Consider the following 21,223-nt stretch of genomic DNA (forward strand, 5'->3'; position numbering starts at 1 on the left):
TAGTATACAAAACAGAGAGTTCAGCAGTTTAAAAAGAGAGTTTTACCCCTACCATATTGTATTCCCATTGCCGGGATGCGATAAAATTGAGATTATACTTGGTCTTACCTATAGTTCCTTCTGACGAAGTATATCTGCTTTTTGAGATTGTTTTACCAATAAAATATCCCATTAATAAGGCTAACGGATAGTCTGATGCCCAGTGAACCTTACTTTGCATCATTTGAAAGCATAATGCTCCGGCTAATGTATATCCTACCGGTTTGATCCATTTGGCATCCGGATAATTATCTGCTATCACAGTGATACCAGCCATAAAGGTTGTCAGGTGACCGGATGGCATTGCATCGTAATTCGAGGTATTTTTGCTGAATGCTGAAAAGCTTGGAAACGGATTCCATGCTCCTCCTTTATGTCCGTATTCTTCGGCAATAAATGGGCTTTCTCTTCCGGTGATTCTTTTAAGGGTCTGGGTGAACACTCCGGAAAGAATTAAACTTTCCATCAAACCGCTGGCGGTAGCCTGTGCTCTGTAATCATTTTTAATCAATCCATAGGTTCCGAAACCAATGCCTAACAATACTAATGTGGAACCGTTTCCGATCAGGTAGAGGGTAGATCCCACATCTTTTGGAATTTTAAATACTCCACCCACCTTGTTGTAGTTATTATCTTTATCCATTCCCCATTTTTCTGCCAGCTCCCTTGAATTATCAATCAGTTTCTGGTCAAACGGCAGGAGAATCACGGTAGCTGCTACTGCTCCTCCCAGATAATAAGCATGATCTTTGGCAACAAAATCTTTATTGGTATCGATAAAGTTTCTGGGTAGTTTGGTTACAAAATCTAATAATTTAGGTTTGGGATAGGTTCTGACAGATCCGTCTTTTAGGGTGTAAGTTTGTACTTTTGGCAATCCGAGTTCCTCTGGGAGTCCTTTTACCTTCAATGTATCAATCTCTTGTGAGCATACCAATATTGAAACTGGTAAGAGTAGAAATCTCAGTTTTTTCATCGTGTAATTTTCGACTTTATTATATTTAGGTGTGTAAAAGCCCCAAAGGTAATTCCTAGTTGAGTGTAGACAAAGTTATTATTTAACTTTTAATATTTATTTAATTTTTTATCGTTGTATTTTTATCAGTTTAAATATTTGATCAAAAAAATAATTCCGTACATCCAGGAAATATACAGAAAAGAATAAAAAAGTCCGAATCCAAGACTTTTTAATAAAGTCTCTTTACACTTTCCGGAATTTTTAAATATTAGGTAAAATCTTGTTTGATTGGTGAAATATAACTGATAAAAAATAAAGCTGTCTTTTTGGGGACAGCTTAACTTTTAATTTTCGATTGAATTATTATCTTTTTTAAAAGCTTCAATCATTTGATCTCTTCTTTCCTTTGTAAGCGTTTTACTTTGTGGATACGGATTATTTTTAAATTCTTCTCTTTTTTTAATATACTGTTCCTTTGTTACCGGAATTCCTTTCTGTAAAGGTTCAATTTCAACCGCTTTTTTTACAATTCCAACTGCTGTAAACGAATGAAATTTATTTTTATCACTAACTTCTAAAACCAAGCCTGTCAAACCTTTAAATCTATAGGGTCCCTCAGAAATTGGAATATCTTTTGTGTACCAAGCTGTGAAAACTCTATTACCGAATTTTGTGATAGCTTTATTACACTTATATCCAAGAATGGTTTTTACGTCTTTATAGTTAGTGTTCCAAGTCAAATAAGTATTTTCAAATGTAAAGAAATCGCGATTTATATTAGAAGTAAAATAAATTTTCGAATCTTCCCTATATACAGAATATCCAACTTTATATTTTGGTAATTCAGCAGCTTTAATTTCAACGTTACTTGATGTTTGGGCAGCAGCAGTTGCTTTTTTTACCGCCTCTCTCGCAGCTGCATATTGTTGGCTATAAAAAATAGAAGACTTGGAATTAAAATCTAAAAGCATGAGCTCTTTAAACCGATGATTTGGGTCTGTGTCTGTTGTGTCCCTTACAAAAGAATATTCATACTGAACTTCGAGTTCTGAAACAGACTTATTACTTTTTTCCTGGGAAAACAAACAAGTAAAAGAAAGTAGTACTATTATTAAAAAGTATTTACGCATCCTAAAGTTTAAATTATTCTATTACCACATTCCTGCCATAATAGGGTTAGTAAAAGGAGCAGAACATTCATCTTCCATTTGTTGCAAATCGGTCAAGTAACAATCTGGTGCGTCGTTTGCACCGACTTCAACAGTTTGTGTATATCCACAAGATGATGTAAGGGTAATTGGATGATAGAAAAACATTGCAGCAGAAGAAGCATTTACTTCTTTAGTTTCTGTTCTAACTTCGGTGCTCTTTGCACTTACTAATCCTGCAACACAAATTGTTGCTAATAAAATCATTTTTTTCATAATTGTTTTTTTAATGATTAGTTATTAATTAAAAAATCGACTTAAAAGTAAAAAAATAAATCAAACGACAAAGGATTTATTTTTTATGTTAAATCGCTAAACATCAATTACTTTCAACAATTATAAATAGTGATTTATTTTCGTTTACGTTAACCCTAAGGTTATAATAAAAGATTTTTTTAAAGTGTTTTCATCTGGGATTAAAACGTCATTACACTAAAAGAAACAGCCTAAGTGGATGCTTTATATGATTGTTTTAAAACTCATTTTTACAACTTTCGATTTTCGTGATCATCATTTAATAAAAAACGCTTCGACTCCGCTCAGCGTGACACCGTTAATACTATTGTTTATTTTAACGATGCCATGCCGGACAGAGTCGAAGCCTATATTTTTATTTAAAGATTACTTTAAATTATTCAAAGCACTTTCCAGTTTTGGAAGCATTACTTTGATCTCATCTACTGCTAATCCTCCTACAGAAGCACGGAACCAAGGTTCTGATTTTTCTTCTCCGAAGGCTGAGAATGGTACTAAAGCCACTCCTGCATCATTGATCAGGTAGAATACAAGGTCTGAAGAGTTTTCAATAACAGATCCGTCTAGTTTTGTTTTTCCGATATAGTCTAATTTAATGGTAAGATAAAGAGCTCCCATTGGTTCAATGCTGTCAACAGCAAGCCCTTTTGCTTTTAAATCCTGAACTCCGTTGTGAAGAACTTTTAAGCTCTCTTCAAGTTTAGCTTTAAAATCATCAACGAAAACATCTACATTCTCTGGATTTTCATAGAATTTAGCGGTTGCTTCCTGCTCCGGTTTTGGTGCCCATGCTCCAACGTGGGTAAGAAGCGCCTTCATTTTATCAAGGATATGAGCCGTACCAAATCCCCATCCAACACGTACTCCTGTTGCAGCAAGGCATTTTGAAATACCATCGATGTAGATCGTATAGTCTTTCAATTCAGGGAAAAGAGAAACCGGATCTACGTGCTCAGCACCGAAAGTAAGGTTAGAATAGATCTGATCATACATCAGGTACAATGGTTTTTCGTCTGCTCCTCTTTTTTTATTTTCAGCGATTACCAATTCACAGATTTCTGAAAGCTGCTCTTTTGTAAACATTGTTCCTGTAGGATTCAATGGTGAACAAAGTGCCAATAATACTGCTCCATCCAAATGAGGTCTTAAATCATCTGCAGTAGGAAGGAAATTGGTTTCTGGTTTTGTTTTTACTTCTACAGCGTTGGCTGAAGTAAGGTAAGCATAATGGTTATTATTCCATGATGGTGTAGGGTAAACTACTTTATCTCCTTCGTCTACGATGGTTTTGTATACGGCATAGATCAAAGGTCTTGATCCTGCTGTGATCAAAATATCCTCTGGAGAATAATCAAGATTCCATCTTTTTTTAAGGTCTTTGGAAACTTCTTTTCTTAAAGATAAAAGTCCGTTTGCAGGCGGATAGTTCGTCAGATTATTCTGATATGCTTTCTGAATCTCTTCCTTCAGCAATGCCGGAATAGGATAGATATTAGAATTCAGATCACCAATAGTAAGATTGGCAATTTCCGCTCCTTTTGCTTTTAGATCATTTACTTCGTTACCAATTTTTACAATTTCAGAACCGATCAGGTTCGCTGCTAATTTTGAAACTTTCACTTTTTCTTATTTTAAATTTATATTATCGTTCTCCATTGATCTTCTCATCTATCTGATCTACGGGCGTTTGCGCATCAAAAAGAAGGATTATTTCTTTTGCTTTTTTTGCCGTACCGGAATTTGGATATTTTTTGATAATCCTGTTGAATTCCGCTCTGTTTTCATCGTTTAGTTTTCCTGTTCCTTTGTCGTGATCTCTTTCATAAGTAGGAGTATTATCCATTCCTAAAAGATAATCAGACAGATAGTATTGATAATCCTGTTTTACCGTTTTTATCAGCTTGCTGCCAGGATATTTGTTCATAAAATTTTCCCAGAACATCAGTCTGTCGCCCAATTGTTCCCAGGTAATTATCAATCCTGCATCTGCGGCATAATTGGTTTCACTTTCTTTGTCAGTTTGTAAAATATAGGCCTCGTAATCCGGAGTCACTTTATTCTTAAAAAGGGAGGAATAGTATCCGGGAACCGTCCATATTTCGGTCATCCCTTCTCCAACTTCCCTGAATTCAAGATTTGCTTTCTTGAGTTCTGAGGCTATTTTTTTAACGTTATCCGGAAGATTATACTGATCCTTATCATAGTTATAATAATTCACGTATTTATCTAAAACATCAGCATGCAGGCTCATCAGACATTCTGTATACTTTCCTCTTATTTTTAAATAATCTTCGTATACTTTGTCGTTCTGTTCCGGACTGTTTCCAGCCATTTCTTTTTCGATTTTTGTCCGGTACCATTGAAGGGATGTGATGTAATCCTCAGTTTTATAAGAGGGAGAACATGCTGTATCTATCGGTTTGTACTGATCTTCTTTGGTTCCTGTTACCGCAATCGAGTCATTTTCCGGCTTTGTATCCGAAACTGCAGTTTCCTTTTTACAGGAAACTACGGCTGCAGACAGTAAGCAAACTGCTATTATTTTTTTAATCATCAGCTGTTTCAGAGAATTAATCCAGTTTCAAATCTGTTTTAACGGCTCCAATTTTAGCTTCCAATGATTTTAATTTGTCTCTGAAATCCGCTTCTGAAGTAATGGAATCTTTCACTGAAACATAGAACTTGATTTTTGGTTCTGTTCCTGAAGGTCTTACGCATACTTTTGTTCCATCCTGTGTGTAATAGATCAATACATTAGACTTTGGAATATCATTCATTACTTTTTTCTCATTGGTAGAAATGGTAAGGCTTGTCTGCTCTTTAAAGTCCTTAACTTCTTCCACCAGTGAACCTGCCAGTTCTTTTGGAGGGTTTTCACGGAAGTTTTTCATCATATCCTGAATCTCCTCAGCGCCTTCTTTCCCTTTTCTTACAATGTTGATCAATCCTTCATAATACATTCCAAGATCTTCATAAATCTCGATCATGTACTGATACATTGTTTTTCCGTTCGCTTTACACCACGCAGCAATTTCGCAGGCTACAAGAATACTTCCACAAGAGTCTTTATCACGAACGAAGTCTCCGGTCATAAATCCGAAACTTTCTTCACCACCACATACAAATTTCTGTGTTCCTTCTGCTTCACGGATCATTTTTCCGATCCATTTGAATCCGGTAAGACCTACTTTACATTCTACTCCAAACTTCTGTGCAATATCAAAGAAGATATCTGAAGTTACGATCGTAGAACCAATAAATTCTTTTCCGGTAATTCTTCCCTGCTTTCTCCATTCATTCAGGATGTAGTAAGTAAGGATGGTATTGGTTTGGTTACCGTTCAGTAATTGCATTTCACCCTCAAGGTTTCTTACTGCAATACCTAATCTATCCCCATCCGGATCTGTTCCGATAACGATATCAGCATTGGTAATTCTTGCCAGATCCAGTGCCATTTCCAGTGCAGCCGGCTCTTCAGGGTTTGGAGAATCTACGGTAGGGAAATTTCCGCTTGGGATCATCTGTTCTCTTACGAGATCTATTTTTTTGAATCCTGCTTTTTCTAACGCTTTAGGAATCGTAGTATAGGTAGTTCCGTGGATAGAGGTGAAAACAATATTTAAATTTTCTTTTCCAACATTCTGATACGTAGAGTTTTCAATACATGCATCGATATATACATCATCCTGCTCCTCTCCGATCCACTCGATCAGATCATCATTTCCATTGAATTTAATTTCTTCGAATTTTACTGAATAAACTTCGTTGATAATTGCTTCATCATTCGGTGGAACAATCTGTGCTCCGTCATTCCAGTATACTTTATAACCGTTATATTCCGGCGGGTTGTGAGAAGCTGTCAGTACTATTCCTCCGTTACATTTTTTATCACGAACGGTGAAAGACAATTCCGGAGTGGGTCTGTGATCTTTGAAAAGCAATACTTTAATTCCGTTGGCTGTCAGAACATCTGCTACCAGTTTTCCGAATTCTTTTGAGTTATTACGAACATCATAAGCAATGGCCACTTTAATTTCTTCTCCTTTGAACTGCTGCAGCATATAATTTGCCAGTCCCTGAGTAGCCTGTCCTAATGTATATTTATTCAAGCGGTTGGTTCCTACTCCCATTATCCCACGCATTCCTCCGGTTCCGAATTCCAGTTCTCTGTAGAAAGAATCTTCAAGATCAGGGGAATTGCTGTCGATTAATGCCTGTACAGCATCTCTCGTTTCTTTATCGAAGGTGTCACTTAACCAAAGTTTCGCTTTTTCTAGTGTATTCATAATTTATGTGTAAGTTTTTTAAGCTGGAAGAAGGAAGCTGGAAGTTATATCCTGCTTAGTTTCAAAATTCCTGCTTTGTTTTATTTATTTTATTTTTTATGTTTAAAACTGAGAAGAAAATATTCAATCTGGAAAACAAGAAGTATGAAAAACTAATATTACTCCCTGCTTCCAGCCTCCCACTTCCAGCTAAAATTACTCTAATTTCTTATTTTCAACCTTAGTCGTTTTATCAATTTTGAACGCTCTGATTGGGTCATTATAATAGATAAATTTTGCCGTGTTCTGAATATGCCCTTTCAACGAATCTTTTACATTTACTTCTGCATAATTTCCGTTTTTAGAATCGATATTCAGGTTCGTAATTTTCCAGTAAGGAGCAATTAAACTTGCTGTATCTGAAATCTTTATCACAGCATCTTTAGACAATCCAAGAAAATTTGCACGGCTTCTGTTATGCATTTCCACCTCTGCTCTTCTGGTGTTTACAGATCCCATAAAGCTTGCGTTATTTTTCATATTAAGTCTGAAATTGTCAGTTTTGATTTCACTTGAAATATTAACTTCAACAGAATCAGAAATAGCCACTTTTTCCAGATTATATTTTGAATAAATTGTCACATTATAGAAATCAACTCCCTTTGTTCCTCTTTTTTCTTTGATGAAAAGTGTTTTATCTTTTACATCCACATCCAGGTTACTGGCTACATTTGGATAGGTTTCAATTTCTACAAAATTTTTCGGGCCTTTGGCATAAAATACACGGAATTTCCCTTCCAGATCAAGGTTCACGAATTCCGATACATCCACATCTTTCTTTTCAATATTTCCTTTTGGAGAAACTTTTCCACAGGAAACTACTGCCATCAGCATCAATGTGTATACAACTTTTTTCATATTTAATTTAAAATATTCTATATTACAATCGCAACGATCTTTACTGAAAATCTCTGAAAGCTTTTTTCATGTCTCTCACAGGACTTTCAATATTATTTTGAACAAAAATAGGATTAAAATTTCTAAAAAACTTTGTCTTTTGACAATAAAATACCTGATAATTTTCAATTTTTTGCTTTTCAGGAAAAGACTATTTCTTATTCTCTCTTTCTTTTACTTTCTTGTAAAACCATGTTTTAGGACTACCGGCCATTGAAAATAGAAGCAGATTATCTTTACTGACTTTGGAAATTTTCATTAGGGTTACTTTTTCATCACCATTGTACTTCATTTTCAACAGATTTTTTTCGAGCTGATAAGTCCCGCTATTTCCCATGGAACTGAAAGTTTTATTTTGATTAAATGTGAGAATTCCTGTTCCGTATCTGGAATTGTTGGTCTTGGTTTTTAATGTATCTGTATTACGGATTTCTCCCTCATAGATATCTATAAATTCCCAGGAACCTGAAAGTTTATTGGATGAGCAGGAGGCTGTAAAAAGTAAAAGAAAATAAAAAAGAATAGGTTTGAGTTTAAACATTTAGGTTAAAAGTTTTTATAAAATTACAAAAAGCACCCTGCTGTAGAGTGCTTTTATTTATTAAGATGAAGTTATTATTAATTGTGTCTACTATCATTGAGCTTAAAAACCACTAAGTACACAAATTTTATACACTAATATCACAAATACCAATAGTGTCATTTGTGAAACATTAGTGCTATTAGTGTTTAAACTAAAACCACTAAGTATACTAAATTTTATCTACCAAATCACAAGCATAAATAGTGCTATTTGTGAAACATTCATGCCATTAGTGTTTAAAAATTATATCACTTCGTCAATATTATAATTCTTGTGTTCGCGGTTTGTTCTGATAATCATTTCTCCCAGGAATCCTGCTACAAACAGAAGACTTCCTAAAATCATCATGGTCAAAGCAATAAAGAACCAAGGATTATTGGTAATTAAATGGCCGTAAATTCCTCTTGCAACATCAATAAGTTTAGAAATTCCTAACCAAAGTGCAGAAAGAAAACCCACAATAAACATTAAAGTACCCACAGCTCCGAAGAAATGCATTGGTCTTCCTCCAAAACGGCTTACAAACCAAAGGGTAATCAAATCCAGAAATCCTCTGACAAATCTTTCGGTTCCGAATTTTGAAGTTCCGTAAGGTCTAGCCTGGTGCTGCACTTCTTTTTCCGTGATTCTTCTGAAACCCGCATTGGCAGCCAGTACCGGAATATAACGGTGCATATCTCCATACACATCAACCGATTTTACCACCTGTTTTTTATACGCTTTCAAACCACAGTTGAAATCGTGAAGATAAACTCCTGAAACTTTTCTAGCTGCTGCATTGAATAGTTTTGACGGAATATTTTTCGTCATTACATTATCAAAACGCTTCTTTTTCCAACCGGAAACGATATCATAATTATCATGAATCACCATATTATACAGTTCCGGAATTTCTTCAGGGAAATCCTGCAAATCGGCATCCATGGTAATCACTACCTCTCCGTTTGTTCTTTCAAAAGCAGCATGAAGCGCCTGTGATTTTCCATAATTTCTGGAAAATTTAATAGCGTGGATCTGAGGATGCTGTACTTTCATATTCTCAATAATGCTCCACGACAAATCCGTACTTCCATCGTCTACAAACCAGATTTCATAAGATAAACTGCTGGTTGTGCATACTTTATCAATTCTTGAAAAAAGCTCTTCCAGAGAGTCTTCTTCGTTCAGTAACGGAATAACTATAGATAAATTCATTTAATTTTAATAAAAATTAGGCTTGGTTTGTTTCTTCGGGCTGATGTATTGTTCTTGTTCTGAAAAACGCTCCGAAAAACACCGACAAAACTACGTAAAATATAAGAATTGCTGCAAAATATCCTGAAAAATGGCTTGCGGTAAGCATATCTTTTCCTTTAACCGCTTCAGGAGTGAAGCTTTGCAATCTTTCTTTGTACTTCTGATCCAGCTCGTCAATATCTTTCTGATGCTTCATGATTTTTCTTGCAGAAGTATATTCTGTATCCAGTTCTGATTTTTGTCTCTGAACATATTGGTAGTTCAACAGGCTTTTAGCAGCCGGATCTACAAAGGTTAAAAAAGCATAAATACTGAAGATGGAAAGAATTCCTCCGATAAACATCGGAACGAATGCTCTTTTGAAAGCGTCTTTGAATTTTACTACTCTATGGTTGTTCCAATAAGATTTTACAGACCAGAAAGCAGCTCCGGCATACAAAATAGGTAAAACAAAGGCATTGGCTTTCAAAGAGATATCAAAATAATTGATTCCTGAGAAAAAAGTATATACTACAAAGAAAACGATCATTGTAGCGATAAAAAGTATAATTCCTAGTGTTGATGGACTTTTCGTCATATTTAAATTTTTAAAAAAAAGTTGAAAATTTTTCCCTCTAAATGTCAGGCGTTTAGCTTTACCACTGCATTTTTTCAACTAATTTTCTTTGATAAAGTTTTGAAGTTTATAAAATATTCCTACCTTTGCAACGGCAAGTCCTAAACAACCAGCTCCTGAGAATCCTCCAGGGTGGGAACGCAGCAAAGGTAATCGGTCGTAGCGGTGTGATTTAGGTAGCTTGCCATTTTTTTTTGGTTTAAAGTAAGAAGAGAGGTAATTTGATAATTATCTTTTTTTGTTTTTAATACCTTATGCATCATTTTCATTTTTCTAATTTTCAGATTACCTCCGGGTTCGTTATTGATTAAAATTCGAATGTCTCACCTAGTTTTGGTAAAACAAGTTCTACATTTTTATCTGCAAAATGTTGCAATGCACTTTCATGATTGATTTCAATGGCAGGGAAAGTATCAAAGTGACATCCGATTACTTTCGGTGTTTTTAATAGCTCTGCTGCTGCAAAAGAAGCTTTTCTAGGACACATTGTATAATGGCTTCCGATGGGAAGGATAGATAGATCGATGTTTCCGTATAATCTTGGAAACAGCTCCATATCTGCCATTACTCCTGTATCACCTGCCAAATAGATGTTCTTACCTTCAGGAAGTCTGAAGATATACCCTACAGGAACGCCTCCATAGCTTCCATCCGGGAAAGAACTTGTATGGTGAGCCGGAACCATGGAAATTTTAAGATCGTCGATTTTTACCGACCCTCCTAAGTTCACATCGTCTTTATTTTTTGCCTGCTGGAAGTAACTGCATACTTCAGGAACTCCAATGATGGTAGCTTCGGGATAATGCTGCAATACTTCTGCTACATCCGCAATGTGATCACCATGTGCATGGGTCAACAGGATATAGTCGATTTTTTGAGCAGAAATCTCAAAACCTGATTCTGCTTTTTTGTAGTTGTAAAAAGGGTCACTCAAAATTGTTATGTCCTTGTAGGTAAACAGGAAACAATTTTGCCCTAAGAATTGTATTTTCATTTTAAATTTAGTTTCAATTATTATTTAAACACAAATGACTCAAATAATTTTACAGACATCACAATGAGATTAGTGACATCCGTGCAAACATTCGTGTCATCCGTGTTTTTTTAATCTATTATTTCGATGGGAATTTATCTTCGATAAGCCCAAGATTAATTCCATGTTCCAGATACGCTTTACAACCGTCTAAAACTGTTGTAAAACCTCCTGTATTGTCATTAATTACTTTTAACAGATCTTCGCCTGTCTGGCTGAATCCGTAGCTTTTAATCACAACAAGAGTTCCTTTTTCCATGGTCTTGAATTCATAGTCTACATTTGTTGAAGGATCTCCCCACTCTGTTCTGATCAGCTGGTTGGGAATGATCTGATGTACATTGACTACGTTTTTCACGTCATACATTTCCCATTCCCAGGTAACAGTCTTACCTTCTTCCAACTTTCCGGTAGATTTTGTAAACCAGAAATTGGTAGTCACTTCCGGATTGATGAACGCTTCGAAAACATCTTCAACCGGCTTTCTGATGAGCATTTGAGCTTCAACATAGATCGTAGAACTCATGATATAATATTTTGGATTTAGTTAAATAAATTAAGTCCGGCTGCCGTAAGAATTGCCATTACAAACGTCATGATTCCAACCTGCTTTAAATATTGGTCTAATTCTTTCGGTTCTTTTACGGATAAAATCTTTCTTCTTAGTTTTGATAGTGGAATCAACAGGATCATTACAATGAAAACGTAATAGTTTTGCTGCTGCATAAATCCGTTTACTCCCAAAAATGCAAGAATAAGCAATAATGGAAGCTGTAACAGCACCATTTCATAGATCATTGCATTTCTGAATCCGATTCTCAATGCAAAGCTGTTTTTCCCTGATAGTTTATCGCTTTCAATATCTCTCATGTTGTTTAGGTTAAGAACTGCCATACTCATCATTCCAACAGCTGTTCCGGGTAATAACATATCCCAGCTGAAAGTTTTTGTAAACAGAAAATAACTTCCACATACGGAAACAAGCCCAAAGAAGATAAAAACAAAAATATCTCCCAGTCCCATATATCCGTAAGGTTTTTTACCTACTGTATATCCAATTGCTGCAAGAATACATGCCACTCCTAATCCTATGAAGATATAAAATTCATTCATGTAGTTTGGAATGAAAGCCACGTACAACAACGCAATGGTAGCAATAAAAGACAATGCAGCGAAAAGTATTACTGCATTTTTCATCTGTTTTGCTGTAATTTTTCCTGATGCCACTGCTCTGGCTTCTGCCTCATTCATTCTTTTGGCATCGGTTCCTTTTACCCCATCTCCATAATCATTGGCATAATTTGATAAAATCTGGTATAAAAGCGTCACCAAAAGAGCAAGGGCAAGGATTTTCCAATCCCAGGTTCCGCCTTCTCCGTAAAGTCTCCATTTTGCAATGAAAGCCCCCATAATAATTCCGCTTAAGGAAAGCGGTAAAGTTCTTAGCCTTGCGGCTTTTATCCAATCAGTCATAATTTGTATAATGTACAGTGTATCATGTACAATGTAAACTGATTAATGGATATCATTAATACATTTTACATTGTACTTTTTACAATTTTAAGATATCCATTGATCTTCTCCGAAGTTGGGTTTTCTTTTTTCAAGGAAAGCATTTCTTCCTTCTTTAGCTTCTTCAGTCATGTAGGCTAAACGAGTTGCTTCTCCTGCAAAAACCTGCTGTCCTACCATGCCGTCATCTGTAAGATTCATGGCGAATTTCAGCATTCTGATAGACATTGGAGATTTAGCTAATATTTCCTGAGCCCACTCATAAGCTGTATCTTCTAATTCAGCATGAGGAACTACTTTATTTACCATTCCCATTTCAAAAGCTTCCTGAGCGGAATAATTTCTTCCTAAAAAGAAGATTTCACGGGCTTTTTTCTGTCCTACCATTTTAGCAAGGTAAGCAGAGCCATAACCCCCATCGAAACTTGTAACATCAGCATCAGTCTGTTTGAAAATAGCATGTTCTTCACTTGCTAAAGTCAAATCACATACTACATGAAGTGAGTGTCCTCCACCAACTGCCCATCCCGGAACCACTGCGATCACCACTTTCGGCATGAAACGGATCAAACGCTGAACTTCAAGAATATTTAAACGGTGTCTTCCGTCTTCTCCTACATACCCCTGATCTCCTCTTGCTTTTTGATCTCCTCCACTACAGAAAGCCCAACCTCCGTCTTTAGAACTTGGTCCTTCTCCTGAAAGTAAAACAACACCTATTGAGGGGTCTTCAGAAGCGTCATAAAAAGCATCGTATAATTCTGAAGTTGTCTTTGGTCTGAACGCATTACGTACTTCCGGTCTGTTGAAAGCAATTCTTGCTACTCCGTTAGATTTTTTATAGGTAATATCTTCGTATTCCTTGGCGGTTTTCCACTCGATCATCTTATAAAAATTTTTCTCAAAGATACGGAATTACAGAGAATTTATGAGGGTGAAATTTACTGATCATTACTATTGAGAAGAGAAATTTTGAATGATGAATTTCCGGCTATACATATTCAGCAGCAACTGCTTTTAGAATAAGCAATAGAGAATTATTGATTATAAAACAAAAGCCGGAGCATTTCTGTTCCGGCTTTTTATGATTGTGTTATTTAATGATTACTTTGCAGCTGCACTTAGTTCAACTTCTTTAGCTTTCATTTCTTTAACTTTTTCAATGTTTTTAGTTACTACATAAATTTCTTTTAATGCAGTAACAGCGTCAAGACTCTTTGGATTTGCTTTATACCATCCTTCAGCATATGGCAATGCTTTTCCGAATCTCTCTCTTCTTGCATCAATCAGCTTAGAAGCTTCGTCCGGCTTGTCTTTTCTCAGTGCATTAATTTCTCCTACCACCTTAGCATCATCTCCGATAGTAGTATAAACCAGGTTTTGGTATGCATCAGAGAAGTCTGGCTTAAGTTCAATTGCTTTTTTGAATGCCTCTATAGCATCATTAGCAGTAGCAGGGTTTTTAGCCTGCATTACTCCAAGATTATACCAGTTTGTTGCATCGTTAGGATTTTTTGCTAGCTGCTCTTTCAATCCGGCAACAAATTTATCCGTGTTTCCTGACTGAAGATATGCTGTAGTCTGAGCTTCTTTAAGTTTTGCACTGTTTGGGAATTTAGCTAATCCTTTTTCAATAACCGCAAGAGCTTCAGGTGCTTTTTTAGCATTAAGAAGTAATGAAGTTAAAGTTTCATATAAATCAGATTCTATACTTTTTGACTGTTCTGTTTTGAAATCAGTATAGTCTGCGTTCTTCTTCATAAGCTCCCAAGTTGCTTTATCAAGATTTACCACCTGACCTGTTTTCTTTTCTTTTGCAGTATAAGTAGTTTCCACACCTGTAAATCCTGAATTTACAAGGTCTGTATATATTTTGATAGACTGGTCACTGTTATTCGCTAACGCGTGGCTAAGTCCGGCATAATACATATATATTTTATTGTCCTGACCACTAGATTTTAATAAGTCATAAACTTCAATAAACTTAGGTGCTGCCACTGCATAATTTTTTGCATTATATGCATCCATAGCTGCTTTGTTGGCTTCCTGAAGCTTTGCATTCAGGGCATTCGCATCTTTTTGTCCGAAAACAAAAGCAGACGCTACGATAGCCATTCCTAAAATTAGTTTCTTCATAATAACTATTTTATATTTAATTGTACAATTTATTCTTCTGAATCAGAATTCTCATTTTCTGCCTGAGGTTCTGCATTGTCTTCCTGGTTATCAAATAGTGATCCTACTCCTTCTTCTACTTCTCCAATCTCTTCAGTTTCTTCAGAATCTTCTTCTACATCTTTATCCATTGCTACTTTTGCAATGGCTGCAATTTCGTCATTTTTCTTAAGGTTGATCAGTTTTACCCCCTGAGTATTTCTACCCATTACTCTCATTTCATCCATTCCCATTCTGATGGCAACACCGGATTTGTTGATAATCATCAATCCGTCTTCGTCTGTTACGTTTTGAATAGCAATCAGATTTCCTGTTTTTTCAGTAATGTTCAGCGTGATTACTCCTTTTCCTCCTCTGTTCGTAATTCTGTAGTCTTCTACTGCAGTTCTTTTTCCATATCCTTTTTCAGATACTACAAGTACTGTTTCGTTCTCTACATCGTTCACAACAATCATACCAATAGCTTCATCACCATCTTCAAGCAAGATACCTCTTACCCCGATAGATCCTCTACCTACTTCTCTTACTTTTTCTTCAGGGAAACGGATACATTTACCATTTTTAGTAGCAATCATGATCTGAGAAGTTCCGTTCGTCAGATAAGCTCCTAATAACTGGTCATTATCTCTAATCTCAATGGCATTCACCCCATTTACTCTTGGTCTTGAATATGCTTCTAATGATGTTTTCTTGATGGTACCGTTTTTAGTTACCATCACAACGCTCATTTGATTTACATATTCGGAATCTTTAAGGTTATTGGTTCTGATATAAGCTTTGATCTTATCATCCGGTTCGATATTGATAAGGTTTTGCACCGCTCTTCCTTTTGCTGTTTTGGAGCCTTCAGGAATTTCAAATACTCTTAACCAGTAACATCTTCCTTTTTCTGTAAAGAACAGCATGTACTGGTGGTTGGTTGCAGAAACAATATACTCAAGGAAGTCGGAATCCCTTGTTGTTGCTGCTTTATTTCCTACACCTCCTCTACTTTGAATTTTATACTCTGAAAGTGAAGTTCTCTTGATATATCCTGCGTGAGAGATGGTAAGAACTACAGATTCGTTCGGGATAATATCTTCGATAGACATTTCTCCTCCAGAATAATCAATTTCAGTTCTTCTTTCGTCTCCGTATTTTTCTTTGATTTCGATCAATTCGTCTTTGATGATCTGGAATCTTCTTGGCTCATTGGCTAAGATATCTTCCAAATTTTCAATTTCTTTCATGATGGCATCATATTCATCACGGATCTTATCAAGCTCCATTCCTGTAAGACGAGCTAATCTAAGATCAAGGATTGCCTGAGCCTGGATGTCTGAAAGTTCAAACGCCTCGATTAAGCCTTCTTTTGCAGCCTGAGGGTTGGCACTGTGACGGATAATAGAAATTGCTCTGTCTAGAGAATCCTGCGTTCCGATTACTTTCATGAATCCTTCAAGGATATGCGCCCTTTCTTTTGCTTTCTTAAGCTCAAACTGAGTTCTTCTTATGATTACTTCATGTCTGTGCTCTACAAAGTGATGAATGATATCTTTAAGATTCAATTGCTCTGGTCTTCCGTGTACCAATGCAATATTGTTTACACTGAAAGAAGTCTGAAGTGCTGTATATTTATATAATAGGTTAAGAACAACATTCGGAATGGCATCGTTTTTCAGTTCGTACACCACACGAAGTCCTTTTCTATCCGATTCATCTCTGATCTCGTGGATACCAGGAATTTTTTCGTCTTTTACAAGCTCTGCTGTTCTGGCAATCATTTCAGCTTTGTTCACCTGATAAGGGATTTCAGTAACGATAATAGCGTTTCTGTTTCCGATTTCGTCAAAGTTAACTTTAGCTCTTAAAACCACTCTTCCTCTTCCTGTATGGAAAGCATCTCTTACACCGTCATAGCCGTAGATGATCCCTCCTGTAGGGAAATCCGGAGCAATGATGTGCTGCATTAATTCATCGATGGTAATTTCTTTGTTATCGATATAAGCGCAGATGGCATCTACAGACTCAGATAAGTTATGGGGCGCCATATTGGTAGCCATCCCTACTGCAATACCAGAAGTACCGTTTACCAAAAGGTTAGGAACTTTCGTTGGCATTACTGTTGGTTCCTGCAAACTATCATCGAAGTTATTCTGGAAATCAACTGTTTCTTTGTCTAAGTCTGAAAGAACCTCATCAGAGATTTTTTTCAATCTTGCCTCAGTATAACGCATTGCTGCAGGCGGGTCACCATCCATAGAACCAAAGTTACCCTGCCCGTCTACCTGCGGATAACGCAAGCTCCAGTCCTGGGCCATTCTTACCATAGCATCATATACAGAGGAATCTCCGTGCGGGTGATATTTACCCAAAACATCCCCAACAATTCTCGCAGATTTTAAATATTTTCTATTAGAAAACACCCCTAGTCCATACATACCATACAGTACTCTTCTATGAACGGGTTTCAAGCCGTCTCTTACATCCGGTAACGCTCTTGAAACGATAACGGACATCGAATAATCGATATAAGACGACTTCATTTCATCAACAATGTTGATAGGAATCAGTCTTTCTCCTTCTTTTTGCATAAACAAATTTTATTATAATGATAGTCAGACCTTTAGCTGTAAGTCTGAAAATTATTTATTTCCAATTTTTATTAACGGGCTAATTTACGAAAAAAATGCCGATTTTTGCTGTAGAATTTATCCAAAAAATCTTAAAAATTCATAAAAAATGAGCGTATTAAGTATAACTTTCCACTGTACGAAAGATAACTTAGAAGAATGGGAAAATTATATTGATGAAACCCTGGTTTTAATGACTGAAAACCTGATGGATGTAGAAAAGTATATTCTTTCTGAGGTACACAGTGATTTTATTGAGGAAGGTAAAAATTATAATCTGCTATTAATCTTCGATAATGATGGATTACGTGAAGATTTTATAAAAAGCGAACTTTTGAATATTTCTGAAAGGATTGAGAAAAAGTTTGGACAGGAAGTTATGATTTTTAATACTTTCCTAAATCCGAAAAAATCGAGATTATAACTGATCATAAAAAAGCACTGAATTTCTTCAGTGCTTTTCTTTTTTATCTGTGATGTCCATGACCACGGCCTTTGTGATGATGGCCACGATCGTCATAAATATACACTTTCTTAACCTGACCCGGTGCATAATATCTTGCGCTTCCGCCATAATACCTTTTTGCATGCCCCGGTGGCATTCTTCTTCCATGTGGCTCGTGTACTATGCAAGAGGACAATAGTAACAGTACAGCGCCTGCCCCAACAATTTTAAACATACTTTTCATTATTTTCACTTTTTCAATTTCGATAGCGAAATATATCAATGTTAATGCCAAAAGAAATTGAAATTAAGCTAATGTATGTTAAAACCGACTGTTAATATTTTTATTTTACGTTGCTATTAATAGCCACTTCTCTTTTTCACCTGTCCCGGAGCATAGTCTTTTGCACTTCCTCCAAACACTTTTTTAGCCTGTCCCGGAGGGATTGTATTTCCTCTGGCTCCATTATCATGCACTACACATGATGACAACATCAGCATCACGATAAGCACACCTGTAATTTTAATCAAATTTTTCATTATTTCTATTTTTTCAACTTGATTTAATATAACAATGGTAATGCCAAAAGTTCAAAATTCAAGGTTCAAGGTTCAAGGTTTAAGGTTTAAGGTTTAAGGTTGGAATATAAAGCCTTTTATTGTGAATGGTCAATTTTGCTTCGCAAGTCAATGGTCAATTTGGTTAGGGAGGTCATGTGTTTACTGAATAAATTCATCATTCATCATTCATCATTCATCATTCATCATTCATCATTCATCATTTATAATTCTCTAAATGATTTCGCTTCTTTTTTCCATCAATATAAGATCTTTCCACTCCCCATTGAGCTTTCCAATTTTTTTACGGACTCCAACCATTCTGAACCCGTTTTTCTGATGAGACTTGATGGCCATTTCATTTTCGGAGAAGAGATTGGTCTGTAATGTCCAGAATCCGTGATCCTCACTATCCAAAATTATCTTTTTAAGCAATATAGAACCCAAACCCTTCCCCTGGTATTCTTTATCAAAATAAATGCCCACTTCTGCAACTCCTTTAAAGCTTTCCCTTTTGCTGACAGGTTTTAAAGCGCACCATCCTACGACTTCATTGTTTTCATTTTCCAGCACCCAGCGGCAGTCATTGAAATATTCCATGCTCCAGGCTTCAGCGGTAGGAACTTCTGTTTCCAAAGTGGCAATTCCACCCTCTACTCCCTGCCGGAAGATCTCCAGCACACGGTTTTCGTCACTGGGAAGCATTTCTCTTAATTCGTAATTCATTGTATTTAATGGTATTTTCTTTTGAGTTTTCTTTTAATTCTTGAATAGTGGGTTTGTTTGCTTTTTTCGTCCTGAGAAACAACACTGATGTTTCCATCCACTTCCAGAACGGAAAGCTTTACATTGTGTATGTTTTCAATTCCATGTTCTCTTATGGCTTCTTCCAATTCGCTTTCTGTAATTTTAACACGATTCAGAGCGGCCTGATCTGCTACTCCATCTCTGATAAGAATTACCGGTTCATCTTCCATAAAAGTCTGAAAGGAGCGACTGGAAAACATGATCCTTTTCAAGATAAAATTAGCAACAAACAAAACCAATGCCGCAATAATTCCTCCCTGAAGAGAAGTATCCGGGCCTACCATTGCATTCTGAACGGCATTTGAAATCAATAGCAGTAATACAACATCTCCCGCATTGAGCTGGGAAAGCTGATTTTTACCAAACAAACGGATAGCGATCACCATAAAAAGGTAAACGCAAAGGGAACGAACAGCGACGTTAAGTATAGGATCCACAATTTTTTATCTACTCAAATGTATTGATTTTTGTGATTCGTAAAAAATATTTTATTAACAGATTTTGGTATAAATTTTGACCTTGGGATTCTCATTACACCACAAAAAATAAACTTACATGAAAAAATTATTTCTCTATTTAGGAATCTTTCTGTTCTTTTTATCCTGCAAAAAACAAGAAACGCAACCCACTTTGTCTCCTGATGCTGTCATCCATGAAAAAGTAAACGAACTTTACACTCAGTATGGCAAGTCCAATGAGGCCATTTACAACCAGCCGATTTCTGAGGATTTGTTTTCCAAGGATTTAAAAAAAGTATTGGAAGAGGCTATCAATGCTTCAAAAGCGGATATTGAAAAAGTTAAAAAAAGTGATCATCCTGATGAAAAACCTTTAATTTTCGAAGGCGCTATTTTCTCCAGTTTGTATGAAGGATTTACCAGTTATAAAATTAAATCTGTCAAGATACAGGATAAAACTGCTGAAGCACTGGTAGCATTTGAATATAATTCCGCTACTCCTAAAGAAACCTGGATGGATACCGTACATCTGATCAATACGGAGAAAGGTTGGAAAATAGATAATATTACTTTTGATAAGATAGGAAATTCTAAAAATCTTAAAACAAGATTAACCGAATTTGTGCAAAGTGCACAGCAATAGAAAAGCCGCTTATAAAAGCGGCTTTATTTTTTTTTACGGACATTGAACGATTGGAATATCACTGCAAATTACTTTATTTGCCCATTCGCAAAATGTACAGTATTTTCTTGGCTCTCCTCCGTACACTGACTTCAAATCTGACTTTGTCAGTTTCTTTAAATTTTTCATATAGTTCTAATTTTTATGGTAGCCCAAAATTAAAACCTTGTCCTTTATTCTTTATTACAACTTAATCTGATAAGTTTTCATTATTCACACTTTCATGAATAATATGCAATCAATACTATCTGTTGTGAATCTCTACAGTCACAGGCATTACGTAAGTATAAGCAACCATATTTTCAGTCAGTTTTTTACGATCTACTTTATAATCAAGGTCGCTTAATACCATTTCAATTTCTTTGCTTACAGTTTTGCAGTCTCCTGTGGAGTGAACATTTACAATTTTACCATTTTTTGCAATATCAAACTTCACCACTGAGTTTACGGTTCCCTGCTTGTAATCAGGATTGGTAAGATCAAAGTTGGCTTCTAATTTATTTCTGATATCATTAAATGTTTCACTTCTATTCAACTGAATTTCCTGAATGGTATTATGATCTGTTGTCTGGGCTTTGGCAGTGTTCAAAACAGCAGCAAATCCACAAACGAAAAGTGAAGCCATCAATATTTGAATTCTATTTTTCATAACTAACTGGTTTTAAATGTTATACTAACCTATTTTTGTATCTCTTACCCAAAGTTATTAAAAATAATTCATATTAATTTTACATTCAGTTAACATTGAGTTAACATTAAAACTTAATCAATTGATTATCAACGTAATAAATTTTAAAAATAATTAAAAATTTAATATTGGGAGG

The 21,223-nt window shown here is 35.8% G+C and carries 24 protein-coding genes and 1 other RNA gene; 3 read left to right on the forward strand and 22 right to left on the reverse strand.

All coding sequences use genetic code 11. The features are described 5' to 3' along the window. Positions 1-28: 28 nt before the first annotated feature. From ODR02_RS18990 to ODR02_RS19035, 10 genes are all read right to left on the reverse strand, one after another. A complete protein-coding gene (locus tag ODR02_RS18990; RefSeq protein ID WP_209784310.1) occupies positions 29-1,015 on the reverse strand; it encodes a phosphatase PAP2 family protein in 987 nt (328 codons plus the stop codon). Positions 1,016-1,341: 326 nt separating this feature from the next. Further along, entirely contained in the window at positions 1,342-2,127 is a 786-nt protein-coding gene (locus ODR02_RS18995; protein ID WP_209784309.1) for a GLPGLI family protein, read from the reverse strand. Between the two features lie 21 nt (positions 2,128-2,148). Continuing rightward, complete coding sequence (locus tag ODR02_RS19000) at positions 2,149-2,421, reverse strand: hypothetical protein (protein WP_209784308.1); 273 nt, start codon at positions 2,419-2,421, stop codon at positions 2,149-2,151. 405 nt (positions 2,422-2,826) lie between these two features. Beyond that, positions 2,827-4,080, reverse strand: coding sequence for a pyridoxal phosphate-dependent aminotransferase (locus tag ODR02_RS19005; RefSeq protein ID WP_309513172.1), 1,254 nt, complete (start codon positions 4,078-4,080; stop codon positions 2,827-2,829). Between the two features lie 22 nt (positions 4,081-4,102). Next, positions 4,103-5,014, reverse strand: coding sequence for a hypothetical protein (locus tag ODR02_RS19010; protein ID WP_309513173.1), 912 nt, complete (start codon positions 5,012-5,014; stop codon positions 4,103-4,105). 16 nt (positions 5,015-5,030) lie between these two features. Beyond that, complete coding sequence (locus tag ODR02_RS19015; RefSeq protein ID WP_209784305.1) at positions 5,031-6,746, reverse strand: phospho-sugar mutase; 1,716 nt, start codon at positions 6,744-6,746, stop codon at positions 5,031-5,033. Between the two features lie 195 nt (positions 6,747-6,941). Next, entirely contained in the window at positions 6,942-7,643 is a 702-nt protein-coding gene (locus tag ODR02_RS19020) for a GIN domain-containing protein (RefSeq protein WP_209784304.1), read from the reverse strand. Positions 7,644-7,833: 190 nt separating this feature from the next. Continuing rightward, a complete protein-coding gene (locus ODR02_RS19025) occupies positions 7,834-8,223 on the reverse strand; it encodes a hypothetical protein (protein ID WP_309513174.1) in 390 nt (129 codons plus the stop codon). A 285-nt stretch (positions 8,224-8,508) separates the two neighbouring features. Then, positions 8,509-9,459 (reverse strand): glycosyltransferase family 2 protein, encoded by a 951-nt coding sequence (locus ODR02_RS19030; protein ID WP_209784302.1) that lies wholly within the window; start codon positions 9,457-9,459, stop codon positions 8,509-8,511. A gap of 16 nt (positions 9,460-9,475) precedes the next feature. Continuing rightward, entirely contained in the window at positions 9,476-10,078 is a 603-nt protein-coding gene (locus ODR02_RS19035) for a DUF4199 domain-containing protein (RefSeq protein ID WP_209784301.1), read from the reverse strand. A 131-nt stretch (positions 10,079-10,209) separates the two neighbouring features. On the opposite strand from ODR02_RS19035, the gene ffs reads away from it, so the two are divergent. After that, positions 10,210-10,307, forward strand: an RNA gene (gene ffs / locus ODR02_RS19040) — signal recognition particle sRNA small type. Between the two features lie 117 nt (positions 10,308-10,424). Here ffs and ODR02_RS19045 read toward each other — a convergent pair. The 6 genes from ODR02_RS19045 to gyrA all read right to left on the reverse strand — a co-directional run bounded on the left by ODR02_RS19045 (position 10,425) and on the right by gyrA (position 17,410). Continuing rightward, positions 10,425-11,111 (reverse strand): metal-dependent hydrolase, encoded by a 687-nt coding sequence (locus ODR02_RS19045; RefSeq protein ID WP_309513175.1) that lies wholly within the window; start codon positions 11,109-11,111, stop codon positions 10,425-10,427. Positions 11,112-11,229: 118 nt separating this feature from the next. Then, positions 11,230-11,676 carry an SRPBCC family protein gene (locus ODR02_RS19050; RefSeq protein ID WP_309513176.1) on the reverse strand — a complete coding sequence of 149 codons (447 nt, stop codon included), beginning with the start codon at positions 11,674-11,676 and terminating at the stop codon, positions 11,230-11,232. Positions 11,677-11,693: 17 nt separating this feature from the next. After that, a complete protein-coding gene (gene menA / locus ODR02_RS19055; protein WP_209784298.1) occupies positions 11,694-12,623 on the reverse strand; it encodes a 1,4-dihydroxy-2-naphthoate octaprenyltransferase in 930 nt (309 codons plus the stop codon). 87 nt (positions 12,624-12,710) lie between these two features. Continuing rightward, positions 12,711-13,547, reverse strand: coding sequence for a 1,4-dihydroxy-2-naphthoyl-CoA synthase (locus tag ODR02_RS19060; protein ID WP_047385243.1), 837 nt, complete (start codon positions 13,545-13,547; stop codon positions 12,711-12,713). A gap of 219 nt (positions 13,548-13,766) precedes the next feature. Next, a complete protein-coding gene (locus tag ODR02_RS19065) occupies positions 13,767-14,798 on the reverse strand; it encodes a tetratricopeptide repeat protein (RefSeq protein ID WP_209784297.1) in 1,032 nt (343 codons plus the stop codon). A gap of 29 nt (positions 14,799-14,827) precedes the next feature. After that, complete coding sequence (gyrA, locus tag ODR02_RS19070) at positions 14,828-17,410, reverse strand: DNA gyrase subunit A (protein WP_209784296.1); 2,583 nt, start codon at positions 17,408-17,410, stop codon at positions 14,828-14,830. 148 nt (positions 17,411-17,558) lie between these two features. On the opposite strand from gyrA, the gene ODR02_RS19075 reads away from it, so the two are divergent. Further along, positions 17,559-17,873: a DUF4286 family protein gene (locus ODR02_RS19075; protein WP_209784295.1), complete on the forward strand. Its 315-nt coding sequence runs from the start codon at positions 17,559-17,561 to the stop codon at positions 17,871-17,873. 43 nt (positions 17,874-17,916) lie between these two features. On the opposite strand, the gene ODR02_RS19080 is transcribed toward ODR02_RS19075, so the two are convergent. The 4 genes from ODR02_RS19080 to ODR02_RS19095 all read right to left on the reverse strand — a co-directional run bounded on the left by ODR02_RS19080 (position 17,917) and on the right by ODR02_RS19095 (position 19,696). Further along, a complete protein-coding gene (locus tag ODR02_RS19080; protein ID WP_105682762.1) occupies positions 17,917-18,177 on the reverse strand; it encodes a hypothetical protein in 261 nt (86 codons plus the stop codon). A gap of 77 nt (positions 18,178-18,254) precedes the next feature. Further along, positions 18,255-18,434: a quinol oxidase subunit 4 gene (locus ODR02_RS19085; RefSeq protein ID WP_209784294.1), complete on the reverse strand. Its 180-nt coding sequence runs from the start codon at positions 18,432-18,434 to the stop codon at positions 18,255-18,257. A gap of 252 nt (positions 18,435-18,686) precedes the next feature. Continuing rightward, positions 18,687-19,178 carry a GNAT family N-acetyltransferase gene (locus ODR02_RS19090; RefSeq protein ID WP_309513177.1) on the reverse strand — a complete coding sequence of 164 codons (492 nt, stop codon included), beginning with the start codon at positions 19,176-19,178 and terminating at the stop codon, positions 18,687-18,689. Between the two features lie 5 nt (positions 19,179-19,183). Further along, positions 19,184-19,696 (reverse strand): DUF421 domain-containing protein, encoded by a 513-nt coding sequence (locus ODR02_RS19095; protein ID WP_034697682.1) that lies wholly within the window; start codon positions 19,694-19,696, stop codon positions 19,184-19,186. Positions 19,697-19,814: 118 nt separating this feature from the next. On the opposite strand from ODR02_RS19095, the gene ODR02_RS19100 reads away from it, so the two are divergent. Next, on the forward strand, positions 19,815-20,360 hold the full coding sequence (locus ODR02_RS19100) for a DUF3828 domain-containing protein (RefSeq protein ID WP_209784292.1): 546 nt from the start codon (positions 19,815-19,817) through the stop codon (positions 20,358-20,360). Positions 20,361-20,393: 33 nt separating this feature from the next. Here the strand turns inward: ODR02_RS19100 and ODR02_RS19105 are convergent, their stop codons facing one another. Beyond that, the gene (locus ODR02_RS19105) at positions 20,394-20,528 is read right to left on the reverse strand and encodes a bacteriocin-like protein (protein ID WP_105682170.1); all 135 of its coding nucleotides are present in this window, start codon (positions 20,526-20,528) and stop codon (positions 20,394-20,396) included. Between the two features lie 115 nt (positions 20,529-20,643). Next, positions 20,644-21,048, reverse strand: a complete 405-nt coding sequence (locus tag ODR02_RS19110; protein WP_105682169.1) for a hypothetical protein — start codon at positions 21,046-21,048, stop codon at positions 20,644-20,646. Positions 21,049-21,223: the final 175 nt, after the last annotated feature.

It is taken from the genome of Chryseobacterium sp. CFS2, from assembly GCF_036543225.1.
Classification (GTDB): Bacteria; Bacteroidota; Bacteroidia; order Flavobacteriales; family Weeksellaceae; genus Chryseobacterium; species Chryseobacterium culicis_A.